Genomic DNA, 16,105 nt, shown 5'->3' on the forward strand with positions numbered 1-16,105 from the left:
ACCCGGCCGTCAGCCGCCGATCGCGGACATCGGGCGGTCGGGCTGGTGGAACGAGGGGTCGTCGATCCCGGCCCCCGCCTTCTTGCCCCACATCGCGCGGCGCCACAGCGCGCCGATCTCGGCGTCGCCCGCCCCGGAGCGCAGTGCCGCCCGCAGATCGCTCTCCTCGGTGGCGAACAGGCAGTTGCGGACCTGGCCGTCGGCGGTGAGCCGGGTCCGGTCGCAGGCGCGGCAGAACGGGCGGGTCACCGAGGCGATCACCCCGACCCGGCCGGGGCCGCCGTCCACCACCCAGCGTTCGGCCGGCGCGGCGCCGCGGGCGTCGGAGGCCTCGGGGGTCAGCGTGAAGCGCTCGCGCAGCCGGTCGAGGATCTCCTCGGCGGTGATCATCCGGGCCCGGTCCCAGCCGTGCTGGGCGTCCAGCGGCATCTGCTCGATGAAGCGCAGCTCGTACCCGTGCCGCAGGCACCATGCCAGCAGGTCGGCGGCCTCGTGGTCGTTGACCCCGCGCATCAGGACGGCGTTCAGCTTGACCGGGGTCAGCCCGGCGGCCTCGGCGGCGGCCAGGCCGTCCAGCACGTCCTGGTGGCGGTGACGCCGGGTCAGGGTGTGGAAGGTGTCCGGGTCCAGGGTGTCCAGCGAGACGTTGACCCGGTCGAGCCCGGCCTGCCGCAGCGCGGTCGCGGTCCGGGCCAGGCCGATGCCGTTGGTGGTGAGGGAGAGCTCCGGGCGCGGCGCCAGCTCGGCGCAGGCGGCCACGATCGACACCAGACCCGGCCGGAGCATCGGCTCGCCGCCGGTGAAGCGGACCTCGCGCACCCCCAGGTCACGCACGGCGATCGAGACCAGCCGGACGATCTCCTCGTCGGTGAGCAGCTCGGGCTTGGCCAGCCACTGCAGACCCTCCTCGGGCATGCAGTAGGTGCAGCGCAGGTTGCACCGGTCGGTCAGGGAGACCCGCAGGTCGACCGCCCGACGGCCGTAGGTGTCCAGCAGCATGACGGGCTCCCTTCCTCGACGCGCGGCAGGCCCGGCCGCCTGGCGGGCGGGCCGGGCCAGCTTAGCCGCAGGGGCCTGGTGGCAGCCGAAGGGCCGATCGGTCAGTGGGCGCCCAGCCCGGTCAGCGAGCGCACCTCCAGTTCAGCGTACTTCGCCGGGTCGGCGCTCTCCCGGGAGAGCATGGTGCCGATCCAGCCGGCCAGGAAACCGATCGGGATGGAGACCAGGCCGGGGTTCTCCAGCGGGAACCAGTGGAAGTCGCTGTGCGGGAGCAGCGAGGTCGGCTTGCCCGAGACCACGGTGGAGAAGACCACCAGCAGCACCGAGCTGACCAGCCCGGCGTAGACCGAGCAGACCGCGCCCGCCGTGGTGAAGCGCTTCCAGAACAGCGAGTAGAGCAGGGTCGGCAGGTTGGCCGAGGCGGCCACCGCGAAGGCCAGGGCGACCAGGGCCGCGGTGTTCAGCTTGTCCGCGAAGATCGACAGCAGGATGGCGACCGCGCCGATCGCGACCGCGGCCAGTTTGGCCGAGCCGATCTCCTCCCGCTCGCTCGCCCGGCCGCGCCGGATGACGTTGGCGTACAGGTCATGGGCGAAGGAGGCGGAGGACGCCAGGGTGAGCCCGGCCACCACGGCCAGGATGGTGGCGAAGGCGACCGCCGAGATCACCGCGAGCAGGATCGCCCCGCCGGTGGAGCCCGCGCCGCCACCGAGGTGCTCGGCGAGCAGCGGCGCCGCGGTGTTGCCCGCCGCATTGGACGCCTTGATCGTCTTGGGGCCGACCAGCGCGGCGGCGCCGAAGCCGAGGGCCAGGGTCATCAGGTAGAAGCCGCCGATGATGCCGATCGCCCAGAGCACCGACTTCCGGGCCGCCTTCGCGGTGGGCACGGTGTAGAAGCGCACCAGGATGTGCGGCAGGCCCGCGGTGCCCAGCACCAGGGCGAGGCCGAGGCTGAGGAAGTCCAGCTTGGTGGTGTTGGTGGCGCCGTACTTGAGCCCGGGTTCCAGGAAGGAACTGCCCTTGCCGCTGGCGTCGGCCGCGGCGCCGAGCAGGCTGGAGATGTTGAAGTGGTACTTGGCGAGCACCAGGACGGTCATCAGCGCGGCGCCCGCGATCAGCAGCACCGCCTTGACGATCTGCACCCAGGTGGTGCCCTTCATCCCGCCGATCACCACGTAGACCACCATCAGCGCGCCGACCGCCACCACCGTCCAGCGCTTGGCGGCGTCGCCGTTGACGCCGAGCAGCAGCGCGACCAGCGAGCCCGCGCCGACCATCTGGGCCAGCAGGTAGAAGATCGACACCACGATGGTGGAGATGCCGGCCGCGGTCCGCACCGGGCGCTGGCGCATCCGGAAGGCCAGCACGTCGGCCATGGTGTAGCGGCCGGAGTTGCGCAGCGGCTCGGCGACCAGCAGCAGCGCCACCAGCCAGGCCACCAGGAAGCCGATCGAGTAGAGGAAGCCGTCGTAGCCGAAGAGCGCGATGGCGCCGGCGATGCCGAGGAAGGAGGCGGCGGACATGTAGTCGCCGGAGATCGCCAGGCCGTTCTGGAAGCCGGTGAAGCCGCGGCCGCCGGCGTAGAAGTCGGAGGCGTCCTTGGTCTGCCGCCCGGCCCAGACGGTGATGCCGAGGGTGGCCAGCACGAAGATGCCGAACAGCGTCATGGTCAGGCCGCGGTGCTCGGTCGCGGAGCCGGCGGCCAGCAGGGTGGTGCTCATTCGACGGCCTCCGTGCGGTCGGCGGGCTGCGGGCGGTCGGCGGGCGCGATCCGGCCGTCCGGCCCGGTCGGGCCGGCGTCCTCGCGGATCGCGGTGGCCGCGGGGTCGAGCCGGCGGCCGGCGAACCGCGCGTACCAGGCGGCGATCGCGAAGGTGGTGGCGAACTGCAGCAGCCCGAGCGCCAGGGCGGTGTTGACGTGCCCGAAGAGCTTGGTGGCCATGAAGCCGGGGGCGTAGCAGGAGAGCAGCACGTACAGCAGGTACCAGAGGATGAAGCCCGCGGTCACCGGGAACGCGAAGCCCCGGAAGGACCCGCGCAGCCGCTGGAACTCCTCGGTGCGTTCGATGGCGCGGAGGTCGTCGGGCGGGGCCGGGCGGGCGGTCGGAAGGTTGTCCATACGGCATCTCCTGTGGTCAGCGGGTGCACTGGAGGAACGAACGGACGTGAGGGGCGTCACAGTCCCGGATGCCGATGCATGCTAGGGCCGCCCGCCGGTCCGGGCCAGAGCCCGCGCAGAACCGGTCGCATGTACACCTCACATGGCTGAAAACCGCCCGGGACACGCCCGGGAACCGGCCCGGAACGCCGATCGGGGCGCCACCGGCCTGCGGTGGCGCCCCGATCGGGAGCGGGTCGGGCGGCTCGGATCAGAAGGCGATCCGGACCTTCAGCGCCGAGCGGTCGTCCATCGCGCGGTAGCCGTCGGGCACCCCGTCCAGGTCGACCGTGCGGTCGAACACCAGGCCCGGCTCGATGGCGCCGGAGAGCACGTCCGCCAGCAGGTCCGGGATGTACGCGCGGGCGGGGGCGACGCCGCCGCGCAGCTGTACGTTCCGGTCGAACATCTGGCCGATGTCCACGCCCGCGCTGCCGCCGTGCGGCACCCCGACGTAGCCGACCGAGCCGCCGTCCCGGGTGATGGAGATCGCGGTGCGCATCGACTCCTCGGTGCCGACCGCCTCCAGCACCGCGTGGGCGCCCTGACCCTTGGTCAGCTCCTTGACCGCCTCGATCGCCGCCTCGCCGCGCTCGGCCACCACGTCCGTGGCGCCGAACCTGCGGGCGATGTCGGTCCGGGCCCGGTGGCGGCCGAGCGCGATCACCCGGCCGGCGCCGAGCCGGTGCGCGGCCAGCACGCCGCACAGGCCGACCGCGCCGTCACCGACCACCGCGACCGTCGCCCCGGGCCGCACCCCGGCGCTGACCGCCGCGTGGTGACCGGTGGCCATCACGTCGGACAGCGCCAGCAGGCTGGGCAGCAGCTTCGCGTCGCCCGCCGCCTCCTTGGGCAGGGCGACCAGGGTGCCGTCCGCGAACGGGACCCGGACCGCCTCGCCCTGGCCGCCGTCGGAGCCGACCGAGCCCCAGAAGCCGCCGTGCGGGCAGGAGGTCTGCAGGCCGTCCCGGCAGTAGTCGCAGGTGCCGTCGGACCACACGAACGGGGCCACCACCAGGTCGCCGCGCCGGAAGCCGCTGACCTCGGAGCCGGTCTCCTCGACCACCCCGAGGAACTCGTGCCCGATCCGCTGGCCGGGCTGCCGGGCTGCCACGCCCCGGTACGCCCAGAGGTCGCTGCCGCAGATGCAGGCGTTCACCACCCGCACCACCGCGTCGGTGGGCTGCTGGATCCGGGGGTCGGGCACCTCCTCGATCCGGATGTCGTTCGGGCCGTGGATCACGGTGGCGCGCATGGGATGTCCTTTGCAGGGGTCCGCCGCCCCGGGGTGCGGGCGGCGTCGGGAGATTCGCTCGCTGGTACGACTGCTCCGGCGTCCACTCTATTCCGGGGTGTGGCGCACGCCACCGCTCGTCCCGGTTCGGCCACCGGCGCCGGTGACGGCGCTTAAGCTGGTTGACCATGCACGCGATCCAGTCACCGTGGGACGGCTCCGCCCTGCCTGTTCCGTTCCCGGCGCAGCGCACCGAGGAGCCCGGCCCGGGCTTCGCCGTGGTCGACGTCGAGACCACCGGGCTCGGCCGTTCGGACCGGGTGATCTCCGCCGGCGTCTACCAGCTGGACGCCCTCGGCGAGGTGACGGACCACTGGTACACCCTGGTGAATCCGCTGCGCGACCCCGGCCCGGTCTGGATCCACGGACTCACCGGCGCGATGCTCGCCGACGCACCGACCTTCCCGGAGATCGCCGAGCAGCTGGCGGAGCGGCTGAGCGGGCGGGTGATGGTGGCGCACAACGCGCTGTTCGACTGGAACATGATCTCCCGCGAGTACTCCCGGGCCGGCCTGCGCGCCCCGGTCGAGCAGCGGATCTGCACCATGGTGCTGGCCCGCGACCTGGCGCTGCCGCTGCCCAACGGCAAGCTCTCCTCGCTGGCCGCGTACTTCGGCGTCCAGCAGCGCCAGGCGCACAACGCGCTGGACGACGCCCGGGTGCTGGCCGAGGTGTTCCGGCCGAGCCTGCAGCTGGCCCGGCAGGCCGGCGTGCCGCTGCCGCTGACCGCCTGCGTGGCCGTCACCGACCTCGGCGAGCAGGAGTCCCCGGCGGCGCAGCGCGGCTCCTGGAGCTCCTCGTACCGGCCGGCCCGCAAGCGGCCCGCCTGCCCGTACCCGAACCCGGGCCGCTGGACGGACGGCCGGCCGCTGATGCAGGGCATGCGGGTGGCGATCACCGGTGACACCGCCACCGACCGGGAGCTGCTGGAGGACCGGGCGATCGAGGCGGGGCTGCACATCGCGTCCTCGGTGAGCCGGCTCACCAGCCTGCTGGTCACCAACGAGCCGGGCAGCTGGAGCGGCAAGGCGCGCAAGGCCCGGGAGCACGGCACCCCGGTGGTGGGCGAGGACGCCTTCCTCCAGCTGCTGCGCGAGGTCGTCCCGCACCCCGGTGTCTGACGTGCGTGTCGGGTGGGCGTAGCGTGCCGGGTGTGTACCGATTTCTGCTCTCCCGGCGCTGGGCGTTCATCACACTGTTCGCCCTGCTGCTGATCCCCGCCATGATCCGGCTGGGTTTCTGGCAGCTGCACCGGCACGAGGCGCGGGTCGCCCGCAACGAGCTGATCGCCCGCAGCCTGACCGCGCCGCCGGTGGCCTTCGACTCGCTCTCGCCCTCCCCCGGCTTCGCGGTGCCCGGCGAGCTGACCTGGCGGACGGTCACCGCGAGCGGGCAGTACGACCCGGCGCACGAGTTCGTGGTCCGCGGCCGGACCGAGCCCGGCGGCAGCAGCATCGGCTACTTCGTGGTCACCCCCCTGAAGCTGGCGGACGGCGCCGGTGTGGTGCTGGTGAACCGGGGCTGGGTGGACTCCGCGGCCGACGCCACCAGCTACCCGCCGGTGCCGGCCCCGCCGGCCGGCCAGGTCACCGTCACCGGCCGGATGCGGGCCGACGAGACCACCGCCAGCAGCGGCATCCGCGACCGCGGCGGCCTGCCGGAGCGGCAGTACAAGCTGATCAACAGCGGGCAGCAGGCCCGGGAGAGCGGCGAGCGGGTGCTCGGCGGCTACCTGGAGCTGGCCGCCACCGACCCGACCGCCACCGGCGGCCCGGAGGCACTGGCCGAACCCGACCACTCCGATATCGGCCCGCACATGGCGTACGCCGTGCAGTGGTGGCTGTTCTGCGGCCTGGTGCCGGTGGGCCTGGTGGTCCTGGCCCGGCGCGAGGCCGCGGAGCGGGCGGCCGAGGCCCGGAAGGCGGCGGCCGACCCCGAGCTGGTCGAGGCCTGACCGGGCGCCCCGGCCGGATAGGGTTGCCGCATGCCTGACCTCCTGCCGCCCGGGCCCGTCACCGCCACCGATGTCGAGTTCTCGGTCGCGCTGGCACTCGAGACGCTCGGCCGGGCCGGCTCGGCGGACTGGAGCGTGCCGGCGGGCCCGCTGGAGTGGGACTGCTGGGAGACCACCGAGCATCTGGCCGACGATCTCTTCTGCTACGCGGCACAGTTGACCACGGCTCAATCCCAGCTGGACGGGCACGTCCCGTTCGAGCTCACCTCCCGCCGCCCCGGCGGCCCGCGCAACGCGATCGCCGCGGACCGGACCCGGGGGACCGCCGCACTGCTGCGGGTGCTGGACGCCGGCGGCGGCCTGCTGGCAGCCGTGGTCCGGGCCACCCCGGCCGAACGGCGCGCCTGGCACCCGTACGGTGAGTCCGACCCGGAGGGCTTCGCCGCGATGGGCGTGGTCGAGGTGCTGGTCCACCTCGACGACCTCGCGCTCGGCCTCGGGCTCAGCTGGACCGCGCCGGCCGACCTGTGCGCCCGGGTGCTGGCCCGGCTCTTCCCCGACGCACCGACCGGCACCGACCCGTGGCCGACCCTGCGCTGGGCGACCGGCCGCGGCGACCTCCCCGGCCACCCCCGCCCCACCTCCTGGCGCTGGGACGGCCGCCCCCGCGGCTAGGCCCGCCGCCACGGGGGTCGCCCGCTGCTCGGCCGAGGCTGCGCGGAGCGGAGCGGCGCGGGTCCTCTAGAGTGCTTGCGTCCCCCGCCACGCCCACCGGCCCGAACGAGGAGCCCCACGTGACCGACCCGGCGTCCACTTCCCTGCAGCAGGAGATCGCCCGGGATCTCCAGGTGAGCACGGCCTTCGACGCCGAGCGGGAGATCGAGCGCCGGGTGGCCTTCCTCGCCGACCGGCTCACCACCACCGGTCTGCGTTCGCTGGTGCTCGGCATCAGCGGCGGGGTCGACTCCACCACCGCCGGGCGGCTGTGCCAGCTCGCGGTCGAGCGGGTCCGCGCCACCGGCCAGGACGCCACCTTCTTCGCCATGCGGCTGCCCTACGGCACCCAGGCGGACGAGCACCACGCCCAGCTGGCCCTGGAGTTCATCCGGCCCGACCGGGTGCTGACCGTCGACATCAAGGCCGCCGGTGACGCCGCCCTCGAGGCCGCGCTGGCCGGCGGCACGGTCTTCCGCGACCCGCACCACCAGGACTTCGTGCACGGCAACATCAAGGCCCGCCAGCGCATGATCGCCCAGTACGCGGTGGCCGGTGCGCACGACGGCCTGGTGGTCGGCACCGACCACGCCGCCGAGGCGGTCTCCGGGTTCTTCACCAAGTTCGGCGACGGCGCGGCCGACCTGGTCCCGCTCACCGGCCTCACCAAGCGGCGGGTCCGGGCGGTGGCCGAGGCCCTCGGCGCCCCGGCCGAGCTGGTCCACAAGACCCCGACCGCCGACCTGGAGACGCTGGACCCGGGCAAGCCCGACGAGGACGCGCTCGGCGTCACCTACAACGACATCGACGACTTCCTGGAGGGCAAGCCGGTCGCGGAGGCCGCCTTCAAGGCCATCGTCGACCGCTACCGGCTCACCGAGCACAAGCGGCAGCTGCCGATCGCCCCCTGACCCACCCCGGGCGCCTCCGACCCGGCAGGATGGGCCCATGGATCTCGGACTTCAGCACAAGGTGTACGTGGTCACCGGCGCCACCCGCGGCCTGGGCCTGGCCTCCGCCCGCGAACTGGTCGCCGACGGCGCCCGGGTGGTGCTCAGCGGCCGGAGCAAGGAGTCGGTGGCCGCCGCCGTCGCCGAACTCGGCGGCCCCGAGCGGGCCCACGGCGTGGTCGCCGACAACGCCGACCCCGCCACCCCCGACCAGCTGATCGCGGCGGCCCGGGAGCGGTTCGGCCGCTTCGACGGCGTCCTGATCAGCGTCGGCGGCCCGGGCGCCGGCCCGGTCTCGCTGACCGGCGACGACGCCTGGCGGGGCTCCTTCGAGACGGTCTTCCTGGGCGCCCTGCGGATCGCCCGCGCCGCGGCCGCCGCACTCGGCGAGGGCGGCGTGATCGGCTTCGTGCTCTCCGGTTCGGTGCGCGAGCCGATCCCCGGCCTCGGCGTCTCCAACGGGCTGCGCCCCGGCCTGGCGATGGCCGCCAAGTCGCTGGCGGACGAGCTCGGCCCGCGCGGCATCCGGGTGGTGGGACTGCTCCCGGCCCGGATCGACACCGACCGGGTCCGCGAGCTGGACGCCCTGGGCGGCGACCCGGAGGCCGCCCGGGCCCGCGCCAACGCGGCGATCCCGCTGGGCCGCTACGGCACCCCCGAGGAGTTCGGCCGGGTCGCGGCCTTCCTGCTCTCCCCCGCGGCCTCCTACCTCACCGGCGTGATGGTCCCGGTGGACGGCGGCGCACTGCGCGGGCTCTGAGCCGCCGTCAGACCACCCGGGCCCGCTTGCGCGCCCGGGTGGGCCGGACGGCGACCACCCGCAGCCGCAGTTCGGAGTCCAGTGCGGCCAGCCCCAGGCTGTCCCGGGCGTCGGCCAGCGGGCCGGACCGGTAGCCCGCCAGCAGTTCGGCCGGGCCGCCGTCGGTGGTCAGCCGGATCGCGGTCCGCACCACCGGGCGGCCGGGCCGGTGGTCCAGCCGGGCCGCCACCCGCTCGACCCCGGGCAGCGCCACCGCGCCGGTCTCGATCGCCTCCTCCACCGCCCGGCCGCGCACCCGCAGCGTGGTCGCCGGGGCGGGCGAGGGCAGTTCGACCGAGACCGGGCCGCGGCGCCGCAGCTGGGTGACCAGCCACGCCAGTGCCCCGACCACCAGCACCGCGAGCACGGCGATCACCACCGGCCACCACCAGCTGCGGTGCTCCCACCGGCTCCGGGCCACCCCGCCGAACAGCGGCCGGTCCGCGCCCAACAGCGGCCAGCGGTGCGGCATCGACAACCCCACCCGGCCGTAGAGGTCCAGGCCGCCGGCCAGCACCAGCAGCCCGCCCGCCAGCAGCAGCACGCCGGCCACCGCCAGGATCGTCCGGTTCACCGTGCCGCGGCTCATGCCCGCTCCTCCTCGTCCGACGCCCGCCCGGGCGCCTGCTCCGCCGCCGGCCCGGCGGCCGGGGGCTCCGGCAAGGGCGGAGGCGCAGCCGGGGTAACCGGGGTAGCCGGAGGCGGAGGCGCCGGCCGGTACCCGCGGGTGCGGACGTCGAGCCGGTTGGGCACGGCCAGCGGGATCCGGGCCAGCTCCTCCCGCAACTCCCGCTGCACCGCGGCCGGGTCGGCGGCGCCGGCGATGGTGACCCTGGTCCGCCGGGCGGTGACCTTCACCCTGACCCGGTCCACCTCGGGCAGCCGGCCCGCCCGCTCGGAGATCAGCGCGGCCACCCCCGCCCGGTCGATCACCGCGCCCGGCTCCCGCAGCGGCAGCCAGCGCCGCTCGCCGGCCGCGAACGCCAGCCACAGCAGCAGCACGCCGAGCAGCAGCACCACCCCGCCACCCGCCAGCACCCACGGGTCGTCCCGTCCGCGGTCGGCGATCCGCCCGGCCGCGCCCACCCGCCACGGCCAGGCCTGGTGCCCGGTGCGGACGGCGATCACGTCGAAGAGCAGCACCCCGGCCACCACCAGCACCACCAGCACGACCACCAGCGCCGGCCAGGTCCGCGCCGACCGCGGCCGCCCGGGATCGGCCGCCTCGCCCTGCGCGCCCACCGCCGTGCTCACCGGACGTTCCCGACCGGGAGCAGCCGCTCCACCACCACGACCACGTCGCCCACCGGGGTCCCGGTCAGCTCGGCGACCCGGTCGGCGGCGGCCGCCCGGGCGGTCCTGGCCAGTTCGGCCAGGTCGGCCGGGAACGGCAGGTCCAGGTGCAGGGTGATCCGGGCGACGCCCTGCACCACCCGGACCGACACCCTGGGCGGCGCGCCCCGGTCGGCCCGCCCGGCCCAGCTCTCGGCCAGCGACTGCCGGACGGCGTACCCCGCGATGCTGCTGAACACCCGGTCGGCGACCCGCAGTTCACCGCGCTGGGCGGCGACCGTCGGGTTCGTCCGCGCTGCCGTGGCGGCCATCAGCGCCGCCGGTCGCGGCCGCGCAGCAGCTCACCGAGGTCGCGCAGGTCCAGGTCTCCCTCGAGCACCCGGCCCGCCACGAACCCCGCCGCTCCCAGCACGGCCACCAGCAGGAAGGCGGCGAAGCCGCCGAAGTACCCGGCGAAGCCCAGCCCCATCCCGGCCAGCAGGCCCACCAACGCCAGATTCATCCGTTCTCCTCGTCTGCGGGTCCTACTGGACCCGGGGGCGGCGGCCGGAGGAGCCGATCTCCTCCTCCTCGGGCTCGTCCGGCTCGTCGGGCAGGTGGACGTCGTTGACGGCGATGTTGACCTCGACGACCTCCAGGCCGGTCATCCGCTCCACCGACTCGATGATGTTCGCCCGCACCTCGGCCGCCAGTCTGGGAATCACCACCCCGTACTCGACCACCAGGGCGATGTCGATCGCCGTCTGCTTCTCGCCGACCTCGGCCTTGATCCCGCGGCCGATGCTCGACTTGCCACCGGGCACCCGGTCGCGGACGGCCCCGAAGGTACGCGTGAAGCCGGAGCCGAGCGCGTGGATGCCGGAGACCTCGCGGGCCGCCATCCCGGCGATCTTCTCCACCACGCCGACCGCCAGCGCGGTCCGGCCGCGGTCGACCATGGGGTCGCCGCCGTGCCCGGTGGCACTCTTCTGGAGGTCGGCGGGGGTCGGGGTCTGCGGCATGGCGCTCTCCTGGGGTCGCGGTCCAGCTATATCGCAAATCACCCCCAACTCTGACATTTCGCCACCGGCCCCGCGCGTCGCACGAACCCACCCGGAGCAGCCCGGAGCACCACCGAGCAACCCGGGAGCCGACCCCGACCGCACCCCGACGACCACCGCCCGGGCACGCCGAAGGCCCGGCCGCCGTGGCGACCGGGCCTCCCGACGTCCCGGGGAGCAGGCGCTCAGTCCCCGATGCCGGCCAGGTCGCGCAGCCGGCGGGCCTGCGCCGCCCGCTCGGCGGCCTGCTGCTCCTCGTGCGTGCGGGCGCCGGCGCCCTGCAGCAGCGCCTTGGTCTCGACGACCGCGTTGCGCGGCGCGGCCAGCAGGGCGGCCGCCAGGTCGCGGGCGGCGGCGTCCAGCTCGGCGACCGGCACGGCCAGGTTGGCGAGACCGGTGGCCACGGCCTCCTCGGCGCCGACCCAGCGGCCGGTGGCGCAGATCTCCAGCGTGCGGGCCGGGCCGACCAGGTCGCTGAGCGGCTTGGTGCCGGCCAGGTCGGGGACCAGCCCGAGCGAGGTCTCCTTCATCGCGAACTGCACGTCGTCGGCGACCACCCGCAGGTCGCAGCCGAGCGCGAGCTGGAAGCCGGCGCCGACCGCGTGGCCCTGGACGGCGGCGATCGAGACCAGGTCGGCCCGGCGCCACCAGGTGAAGGCCTCCTGGTAGCCGGCGATGACCGCGTCCAGCTCCTTGTCCCCGTCGGCGGCGAGTTCCAGGAAGGTGCGCTCGCCGGGGATCCCCTCGGGGGTGAACATCGCCCGGTCGAGCCCGGCGGAGAAGGAGACGCCCTCGGCCCGCAGCAGCACCACGCGCACGGTGCCGGGCAGGCTGCGCCCGACGGCGGCGAGCGCGCGCCACATCGCCGGGGTCTGGGCGTTGCGCCGCTTCGGGTGACAGAGCGTCACCAGGGCCAGCTCGCCGTCGAGCTCCAGCCGGACGCCGGCCTGCTCCCACTGCGACGAGTCGGGGAGGGCTGCGGGCACGGTCATGGGGATACCTCCAGCACGGGGACAGTGAAACCTACTGGAGAGTAACAAAGAGCCGGCCGCCCGGACAGGGGCGGCTCGGAACAAGCGCCGATCACTCGGAATTCGGCGATTTCGGTGCCACCGGGAAATGACGATCGGCGGCCCGGGAGACCCGTCCGCCGATACGTCTGGAACTGTCGACTGCGCATTTCCCGGATGCCGCACCCGAGGCGCGCAGAGCATGGACGGCGATCCGGATCGACACCGCCGAACGGAACTGATGGAGAGTCAGGAACCTGCTGCGGCAGTAACCTTGCTCTTGCCACGCGTCGCACCGCCGCGGCCCCGGAGGATCACTCCGGACTCGCTCAGCATGCGGTGCACGAAGCCGTAGGAGCGGCCCGTCTCCTCCGCCAGCGCGCGAATGCTCGCCCCGGAGTCGTACTTCTTCTTCAGATCGGCCGCGAGCTTCTCACGCGCGGCACCTGTCACCCGGCTGCCCTTTTTCAGAGTCTCGGCCACCCGTGCCTCCTCGTAGCTGTGCTCGGTCAGATTCCCATGATCACCCATAGCCAGGCTCCTGGCCACCCATTCGACAAGGTCGATACCGGGAAAGCGCAGTCTGCCGGTGGTGCTCGCTCCGCACAAGGGCGCTCACACAGGGTGCACGCGCCCCCTGTCACGGACCGGGTCGGGGGTGAATCTGCTGATCAGCACGGGCAGCCCGACCGCAAACCACGACCGGGCCGCTGTCAACGGAATCTCCGGTGCGCGCATTCCCGCGGTTCCCGGAAGCTGAGGTCTTCTCGGCCGAACAGTGGATCTCGCGTCTACCCCGACCGGACGACCGACGCCCCCGCATCCGCGGCCGGGGCAGCGGGTACGGGGGCGGACGGGCCGGGCCGGAGCCGGGTCAGGCCAGCGAGACCAGGTCGTGGTAGGCGGGGCTCCACAGGTCCTCGACGCCGTCGGGCAGCAGGATGATCCGCTCCGGCTGGAGCGCGTCCACCGCGCCCTCGTCGTGGGTGACCAGCACGACGGCGCCGCTGAACGAGCGCAGCGCGCCGAGGATCTCCTCGCGGCTGGCCGGGTCGAGGTTGTTGGTCGGCTCGTCGAGCAGCAGCACGTTGGCGCTGGAGACCACCAGCGAGGCCAGCGCCAGACGGGTCTTCTCACCACCGGAGAGCACCCCGGCCGGCTTGTCGACGTCGTCGCCGGAGAACAGGAAGGAGCCGAGGATCTTGCGGATCTGCACCAGGTCCGTGTCCGGCGCCGCGGAGCGCATGTTCTCCAGCACGCTGCGCTCGGGGTCGAGCGTCTCGTGCTCCTGGGCGTAGTAGCCGATCTTCAGGCCGTGGCCCGCGATCACCTCACCGGTGTCCGGCTCCTCGACGCCCGCCAGCATCCGCAGCAGGGTGGTCTTGCCGGCGCCGTTGAGGCCGAGGATGACCACCCGCGAGCCGCGGTCGATCGCCAGGCCGACATCGGTGAAGATCTCCAGCGAGCCGTAGGACTTGGACAGGCCCTCGGCGGTCAGCGGGGTCTTGCCGCACGGCGCCGGGTCCGGGAAGCGGAGCTTGGCGACCTTGTCGGAGACCCGGACCTGCTCCAGACCGGAGAGCAGCTTCTCGGCCCGGCGGGCCATGTTCTGCGCGGCGACGGTCTTGGTGGCCTTGGCCCGCATCTTGTCGGCCTGCGAGTTGAGCGTGGCCGCCTTCTTCTCGGCGTTGGCCCGCTCGCGCTTGCGGCGCTTCTCGTCGTCCTCGCGCTGCTGCTTGTACTGCTTCCAGCCCATGTTGTAGACGTCGATCGCGGCGCGGTTGGCGTCCAGGTAGAAGACCTTGTTGACGACCGTCTCGACCAGGTCGACATCGTGCGAGATCACGATGAACCCGCCCTTGTAGGTCTTCAGGAAGTCGCGCAGCCAGGCGATCGAGTCGGCGTCCAGGTGGTTGGTCGGCTCGTCCAGCAGCAGGATGTCGGCGTCCGAGAAGAGGATCCGGGCCAGCTCGACCCGGCGGCGCTGACCACCCGAGAGGGTGTGCAGCGGCTGGCCGAGGATGCGGTCCGGCAGCCCGAGGGCGGCGGCGATGGTGGCGGCCTCGGCCTCGGCGGCGTACCCGCCCTTGGTGAGGAACTCGGTCTCCAGCGTGGCGTACTTCTTCATCGCCTTGTCGCGGGTGGCGCCCTTGCCGTTCGCCATCCGGTCCTCGTTCTCGCGCATCTTCTTCAGCACCGAGTCGAGGCCGCGGGCGGACAGGATGCGGTCCCGGGCGAGCACGTCGAGGTCGCCGGTGCGCGGGTCCTGCGGGAGGTAGCCGACCTGGCCGGAGTTGGTGACCGTACCGCCGGCCGGGAGGCCCTCACCGGCCAGCACCTTGGTGAGCGTGGTCTTGCCCGCGCCGTTGCGGCCGACCAGGCCGATCCGGTCGCCCGGGGCGATCCGGAAGCTGGCGGACTCGATCAGGATGCGGGCGCCGGCGCGCAGCTCCAGGGCGTTCGCGGTAATCATGGCTGGGGTTACTCCTGAGACGTGGGCATGGCACGGCGGCCGGGCGGGAGGGGGCTGCGCACGGGACGGCGGCGGGGCGACCGGGGCCCTGCCGGGTGGCGCGCTAATGCCCGGGGAGAACAGCCATGCCGACCAGTCTACCGGGCTCGCCGGCGGAGCCCGGAGGAGTGCCGCCCGGCCCTCGGGCGGCCCGGCTCACTTCGCGGGGCAGGCGTCCTTGGCCGGGACGGCGGCGAACGGCGCGGCCGGTGCGCCGCAGAGCGCCTCCGGGGCGCCCTTGCGGGTGTCGAAGACGTGGCTGCCCACGATCGGGCCGTCGTCGACGGTCACCCGGTGCGCGTCGAGCGCGTGCAGCAGGACGTCCGGGCCGGCGCTGAGCAGCGCGGTCTGGCCACCGTCGAGCTGGAAGACGCTGATCCCGCCCGGCAGCGCCCGGCCGGTGTCGTCACTGGTGCAGCTGCGCGGGATGAGAACCGCGTCCTCGGTGTGCACCGTGCGCAGCGGGTCGAAGGTGCAGCCGGTCGGCGGGCGGGAGTTGAACCGCAGGTCGCCGTCGCGGTCGCGGAAGCCCATGGTGAGCGAAGGGGTGACGACGGCCACCCAGGACTCCTCCACCGAGACGGTCTGGAGCGCGGCGGCGGCCCGCTTGACCGCGGTGGCCCGCCGCTCGGCCTCGGGCCGGTCGGCAGCGCCCGGCTCGCCGTCGGCGCGCAGCCAGTCGGCCAGCCCCGGCACGGCCCGGTGCCAGCGCACCGAGTGGTCGCTCGGGCGGACCGAGGTGACCATGCCGTCGTCCCAGAGCACCACGGCGTTCTCGCCGGCCATCGCCAGCTGGAGGGCGGTCGCACCCTCCCGGCGGTACGACCACAGGTGCCCGCCGGTGGTCGGGTCGTACGCCTCCAGGCCCGGACCGACCTTCAGCTCCATGCCGCCGGTGTCCAAGGACTGCGCGCCGACCGGGCTGGCGTCCGCGCCGCCGGGCTCGGCCACCCGGTCGCCGAACGGCACCGGCCGGTTGGCGTGCGCCGCCGCGCCCGCGCCGAGGACCACCAGCACGGCGACAGCGGGGAGGGCCGACCGGGGTGAGAGGCTGCGCAGCGGATTCCAGGACACGGGCGGAGCGTACCGTCCGCACGGATGTCCGTCAGCTCGACGCGGCCGCTCCCGGGGGCGGACGGGCAGCGCCGCCGGGCGCCGGCGCGGCACCGTTCACCTGCGGTTGTCAGCGGGCGATAAGCGGCCGCCGGGGCCGGTGTCCGGGCCGCCGCCGCGCGCCGACTGTTACAGAGGTGATACCGGAGGCGGTTCGCCGACGAAGGGCCGGGCGGCGGATCGGCGGGGGCACCGGCGGACCGGGTGATGTGGCACATCCCGGCGGTCCTGACGACCCGTCACTGCCGTTCGTCAGTACGACCTGCCAC

Annotated in this window: 18 protein-coding genes; 5 read left to right on the plus strand and 13 right to left on the minus strand. The window is 74.2% G+C overall.

Features of this window, described 5'->3' with window-relative positions:
- Window positions 1–9: 9 nt before the first annotated feature.
- From moaA to ABT014_RS26040, 4 genes are all read right to left on the minus strand, one after another.
- Entirely contained in the window at window positions 10–999 is a 990-nt protein-coding gene (moaA, locus tag ABT014_RS26025; RefSeq protein ID WP_350641609.1) for a GTP 3',8-cyclase MoaA, read from the minus strand.
- Window positions 1,000–1,100: 101 nt separating this feature from the next.
- Entirely contained in the window at window positions 1,101–2,720 is a 1,620-nt protein-coding gene (locus ABT014_RS26030; RefSeq protein ID WP_350641610.1) for a monocarboxylic acid transporter, read from the minus strand.
- The gene (locus ABT014_RS26035; protein ID WP_350641611.1) at window positions 2,717–3,118 is read right to left on the minus strand and encodes a DUF485 domain-containing protein; all 402 of its coding nucleotides are present in this window, start codon (window positions 3,116–3,118) and stop codon (window positions 2,717–2,719) included. Before ABT014_RS26035 ends, ABT014_RS26030 begins: the two co-directional genes overlap by 4 nt.
- Window positions 3,119–3,368: 250 nt before the next feature.
- Window positions 3,369–4,412 carry a zinc-dependent alcohol dehydrogenase family protein gene (locus ABT014_RS26040; protein WP_350641612.1) on the minus strand — a complete coding sequence of 348 codons (1,044 nt, stop codon included), beginning with the start codon at window positions 4,410–4,412 and terminating at the stop codon, window positions 3,369–3,371.
- A 167-nt stretch (window positions 4,413–4,579) separates the two neighbouring features.
- On the opposite strand from ABT014_RS26040, the gene ABT014_RS26045 reads away from it, so the two are divergent.
- The 5 genes from ABT014_RS26045 (at window position 4,580) to ABT014_RS26065 (ending at window position 8,829) form a co-directional block, all read left to right on the plus strand.
- Window positions 4,580–5,572, plus strand: coding sequence for a DEDDh family exonuclease (locus tag ABT014_RS26045; RefSeq protein WP_350641613.1), 993 nt, complete (start codon window positions 4,580–4,582; stop codon window positions 5,570–5,572).
- Between the two features lie 32 nt (window positions 5,573–5,604).
- Window positions 5,605–6,405, plus strand: a complete 801-nt coding sequence (locus tag ABT014_RS26050; protein WP_350641614.1) for an SURF1 family cytochrome oxidase biogenesis protein — start codon at window positions 5,605–5,607, stop codon at window positions 6,403–6,405.
- A gap of 30 nt (window positions 6,406–6,435) precedes the next feature.
- A complete protein-coding gene (locus ABT014_RS26055) occupies window positions 6,436–7,080 on the plus strand; it encodes a maleylpyruvate isomerase N-terminal domain-containing protein (protein WP_350641615.1) in 645 nt (214 codons plus the stop codon).
- 119 nt (window positions 7,081–7,199) lie between these two features.
- Window positions 7,200–8,030 (plus strand): NAD(+) synthase, encoded by an 831-nt coding sequence (gene nadE / locus ABT014_RS26060; RefSeq protein ID WP_350641616.1) that lies wholly within the window; start codon window positions 7,200–7,202, stop codon window positions 8,028–8,030.
- Window positions 8,031–8,067: 37 nt separating this feature from the next.
- Window positions 8,068–8,829: an SDR family oxidoreductase gene (locus tag ABT014_RS26065; RefSeq protein WP_350641617.1), complete on the plus strand. Its 762-nt coding sequence runs from the start codon at window positions 8,068–8,070 to the stop codon at window positions 8,827–8,829.
- Window positions 8,830–8,836: 7 nt separating this feature from the next.
- On the opposite strand, the gene ABT014_RS26070 is transcribed toward ABT014_RS26065, so the two are convergent.
- The 9 genes from ABT014_RS26070 to ABT014_RS26110 form a co-directional block, all read right to left on the minus strand.
- Window positions 8,837–9,457 carry an alkaline shock response membrane anchor protein AmaP gene (locus ABT014_RS26070; protein ID WP_350641618.1) on the minus strand — a complete coding sequence of 207 codons (621 nt, stop codon included), beginning with the start codon at window positions 9,455–9,457 and terminating at the stop codon, window positions 8,837–8,839.
- Window positions 9,454–10,122, minus strand: coding sequence for a DUF6286 domain-containing protein (locus ABT014_RS26075; RefSeq protein WP_350641619.1), 669 nt, complete (start codon window positions 10,120–10,122; stop codon window positions 9,454–9,456). Before ABT014_RS26075 ends, ABT014_RS26070 begins: the two co-directional genes overlap by 4 nt.
- Window positions 10,119–10,472 (minus strand): hypothetical protein, encoded by a 354-nt coding sequence (locus tag ABT014_RS26080; protein ID WP_350641620.1) that lies wholly within the window; start codon window positions 10,470–10,472, stop codon window positions 10,119–10,121. The genes ABT014_RS26075 and ABT014_RS26080 overlap by 4 nt, the downstream gene beginning before the upstream one ends.
- Window positions 10,472–10,663 carry a hypothetical protein gene (locus tag ABT014_RS26085; RefSeq protein WP_350641621.1) on the minus strand — a complete coding sequence of 64 codons (192 nt, stop codon included), beginning with the start codon at window positions 10,661–10,663 and terminating at the stop codon, window positions 10,472–10,474. Before ABT014_RS26085 ends, ABT014_RS26080 begins: the two co-directional genes overlap by 1 nt.
- Window positions 10,664–10,685: 22 nt before the next feature.
- Entirely contained in the window at window positions 10,686–11,162 is a 477-nt protein-coding gene (locus tag ABT014_RS26090; protein ID WP_350641622.1) for an Asp23/Gls24 family envelope stress response protein, read from the minus strand.
- A 224-nt stretch (window positions 11,163–11,386) separates the two neighbouring features.
- On the minus strand, window positions 11,387–12,193 hold the full coding sequence (locus ABT014_RS26095) for an enoyl-CoA hydratase/isomerase family protein (protein ID WP_350641623.1): 807 nt from the start codon (window positions 12,191–12,193) through the stop codon (window positions 11,387–11,389).
- A 267-nt stretch (window positions 12,194–12,460) separates the two neighbouring features.
- Window positions 12,461–12,694: a helix-turn-helix domain-containing protein gene (locus ABT014_RS26100; protein WP_350641624.1), complete on the minus strand. Its 234-nt coding sequence runs from the start codon at window positions 12,692–12,694 to the stop codon at window positions 12,461–12,463.
- Window positions 12,695–13,085: 391 nt separating this feature from the next.
- Window positions 13,086–14,684 carry an ABC-F family ATP-binding cassette domain-containing protein gene (locus ABT014_RS26105; RefSeq protein ID WP_350641625.1) on the minus strand — a complete coding sequence of 533 codons (1,599 nt, stop codon included), beginning with the start codon at window positions 14,682–14,684 and terminating at the stop codon, window positions 13,086–13,088.
- Between the two features lie 195 nt (window positions 14,685–14,879).
- On the minus strand, window positions 14,880–15,797 hold the full coding sequence (locus tag ABT014_RS26110) for a PQQ-binding-like beta-propeller repeat protein (RefSeq protein WP_350641626.1): 918 nt from the start codon (window positions 15,795–15,797) through the stop codon (window positions 14,880–14,882).
- Window positions 15,798–16,105 lie beyond the last annotated feature (308 nt).

The sequence above is a fragment of the Kitasatospora sp. NPDC094015 genome, from assembly GCF_040304075.1.
Classification (GTDB): Bacteria; Actinomycetota; Actinomycetes; order Streptomycetales; family Streptomycetaceae; genus Kitasatospora.

Excerpts from the sequence above, each read along its gene's own strand:
- moaA (WP_350641609.1), bottom strand. The coding sequence starts at position 999 with ATGCTGCTGGACACCTACGGCCGTCGGGCGGTCGACCTGCGGGTCTCC.
- ABT014_RS26030 (WP_350641610.1), bottom strand. The coding sequence starts at position 2,720 with ATGAGCACCACCCTGCTGGCCGCCGGCTCCGCGACCGAGCACCGCGGC.
- ABT014_RS26035 (WP_350641611.1), bottom strand. The coding sequence starts at position 3,118 with ATGGACAACCTTCCGACCGCCCGCCCGGCCCCGCCCGACGACCTCCGC.
- ABT014_RS26040 (WP_350641612.1), bottom strand. The coding sequence starts at position 4,412 with ATGCGCGCCACCGTGATCCACGGCCCGAACGACATCCGGATCGAGGAG.
- ABT014_RS26045 (WP_350641613.1), top strand. The coding sequence starts at position 4,580 with ATGCACGCGATCCAGTCACCGTGGGACGGCTCCGCCCTGCCTGTTCCG.
- ABT014_RS26055 (WP_350641615.1), top strand. The coding sequence starts at position 6,436 with ATGCCTGACCTCCTGCCGCCCGGGCCCGTCACCGCCACCGATGTCGAG.
- ABT014_RS26065 (WP_350641617.1), top strand. The coding sequence starts at position 8,068 with ATGGATCTCGGACTTCAGCACAAGGTGTACGTGGTCACCGGCGCCACC.
- ABT014_RS26070 (WP_350641618.1), bottom strand. The coding sequence starts at position 9,457 with ATGAGCCGCGGCACGGTGAACCGGACGATCCTGGCGGTGGCCGGCGTG.
- ABT014_RS26080 (WP_350641620.1), bottom strand. The coding sequence starts at position 10,472 with ATGGCCGCCACGGCAGCGCGGACGAACCCGACGGTCGCCGCCCAGCGC.
- ABT014_RS26085 (WP_350641621.1), bottom strand. The coding sequence starts at position 10,663 with ATGAATCTGGCGTTGGTGGGCCTGCTGGCCGGGATGGGGCTGGGCTTC.
- ABT014_RS26090 (WP_350641622.1), bottom strand. The coding sequence starts at position 11,162 with ATGCCGCAGACCCCGACCCCCGCCGACCTCCAGAAGAGTGCCACCGGG.
- ABT014_RS26095 (WP_350641623.1), bottom strand. The coding sequence starts at position 12,193 with ATGACCGTGCCCGCAGCCCTCCCCGACTCGTCGCAGTGGGAGCAGGCC.
- ABT014_RS26105 (WP_350641625.1), bottom strand. The coding sequence starts at position 14,684 with ATGATTACCGCGAACGCCCTGGAGCTGCGCGCCGGCGCCCGCATCCTG.